Source organism: Clostridium sp. AM33-3, from assembly GCF_003480315.1.
In the GTDB taxonomy this organism is placed as follows: domain Bacteria; phylum Bacillota; class Clostridia; order Lachnospirales; family Lachnospiraceae; genus Brotaphodocola.
The window spans coordinates 1-1877 of record NZ_QUIV01000047.1 but is presented as its reverse complement, the minus strand read 5'-3'; the positions used below and the strand labels follow the sequence as shown (position 1 = coordinate 1877).

Sequence of the window (1877 nt, the reverse complement as noted above, 5' to 3'; positions counted from 1 at the left end):
TAATAAGCGAGAATCCTCGGTTATTCAATTGCCGAGATGAAAGCGTCTGAAACGCAAGAAAATCGAAAGCATGTTCGATTTTTCTTGCGTTTCTTTCCATATAATAGTATACTATGTGTATGAAAGAGAATTTAATATATTCAAGAACTTGTGTATATAATATTAATTACCATGTGGTGTGGTCTGTGAAATATCGCAGGAAAATTTTATCAGCAGAGATTGAGATTTATCTGAAAGAACTGGTTCAGAAGATAGCATCCGATAAAGGTTTTACGGTTCATCTTTTTGAAGTTGGTGAAGGTGATCATATCCATTGCTTTGTGTCTGCACCGCCGAAACTGTCAGTGACAGATATTGTAAAGTATTTAAAAGGAATTACCGGAAGAAAACTCTTTGAAAAATATCCGGCGATCCGCCAGAAACTTTGGAAAGGTCAGCTTTGGAATCACTCATATTATGTAGAAACAATCGGTTCGGTGTCGGAAGAAAATATCCGACGCTATATCGAGCATCAGAGCAAATCTTACTAGGAGGAGGGAAAATATGCTGTTAACACATGAAACAACCATTGTATTAAATAAAAATGATGCAAATATTGTAGGACACATGTGTTATGCGGCTTACAAGCTTTGGAATGTTTGCAATTATGAAAGAAACAACTACAAAAATCTGGGATTGGAGAAATATCCTGACTGGTATTATCAGAAGTCCAAGCATAAAGATGATCTGTGGTTCAAATCACTCCCGTCACAGACTGCACAGGAAATCTGCAAGCTTTTGGACAAGTCATGGAAATCTTTTTACCGGTTAAAAGAAAGTGGAGGTATCGAGAATCCGGGAACACCAAGATATAAGAAAGATAAAATGCCGATTACGTATATGCAAAATGGTATTCAACATGAAAACGGCTCTTATAATGTAAGACTTTCTTTATCAAAAAAGCTGAAGGAATATATGGCTCATACCTATGATATTCGTGCTGCATACCTTTATTTGAAAAATCCTGTTTTTTCAAACATGGATATCATAAAACAGATAAAAATATATCCTCCGGCAAATGACGGAACCAGCAGGATCCTTGTTATTTATGAGGTGGAAGATGTTTTGCCAGAAGAGGACAATGGACATTATCTGTCGATTGATCTGGGCTTGCATAATCTTATGACTTGTTATGATAATGTAGGGAAAACTTTTATTATTGGAAGGGAATATCTTTCTCTTTCTTATTTTTATAACAAGGAAATCGCGAGAGTCCAGTCACAATGGGGCAGGATCCAGGCTGCAAGGGAAATGGAGGATCTGAAAACATCTAAGCATCTGCAGAAACTCTATCGAAAGAAAAATGACTGTATCAAAGATTATATTCATAAGATGACACGATATATCACGAACTATTGTGTAAAGAATGATATTCATACGGTTGTAATTGGAGATATAAAGGGGATTCGTAAAGAGAGAAACCTGGGGAGGAAAACCAACCAGAAGCTTCACGCTTTGCCATATGCCCGTATCTATATGCAGTTAGAATATAAGCTTAAAATGAAAGGGATTTGCCTGATAAGACAGGAAGAAAGCTATTCCAGTCAATGTCCGCCGCAGTCAGAAGAAGTATCGCACATTTATGCAGAGAAAAGAAATCGAAAAAAGCGTGGCATTTACATTGTAGATACCGTGATCTACAATGCAGATGCAGTAGGAGCTTATAATATTTTGAGAAAGTATCATGCCGTATCCGGCAAAGAAATTGATATGCCCGTAACCGGGCTGAGCGGTACAAAAACAATAAAAGTAGCTGTGTAACCCATCTGGGTAGCAGTACGGGTGTCATGGACGCACCTCTGAAGCTACGGAGCTATGCTTCGTAATCAGATGCTCGG

At 37.8% G+C, this 1877-nt stretch carries 2 protein-coding genes; both read left to right on the top strand.

What is annotated here, in order from left to right; all coding sequences use genetic code 11:
* Window positions 1–113 precede the first annotated feature (113 nt).
* Window positions 114–530 (top strand): IS200/IS605 family transposase, encoded by a 417-nt coding sequence (gene tnpA / locus DW819_RS15405; RefSeq protein WP_118733985.1) that lies wholly within the window; start codon window positions 114–116, stop codon window positions 528–530.
* A 13-nt stretch (window positions 531–543) separates the two neighbouring features.
* Window positions 544–1800 carry a transposase gene (locus tag DW819_RS15400; RefSeq protein WP_243025921.1) on the top strand — a complete coding sequence of 419 codons (1257 nt, stop codon included), beginning with the start codon at window positions 544–546 and terminating at the stop codon, window positions 1798–1800.
* Window positions 1801–1877 lie beyond the last annotated feature (77 nt).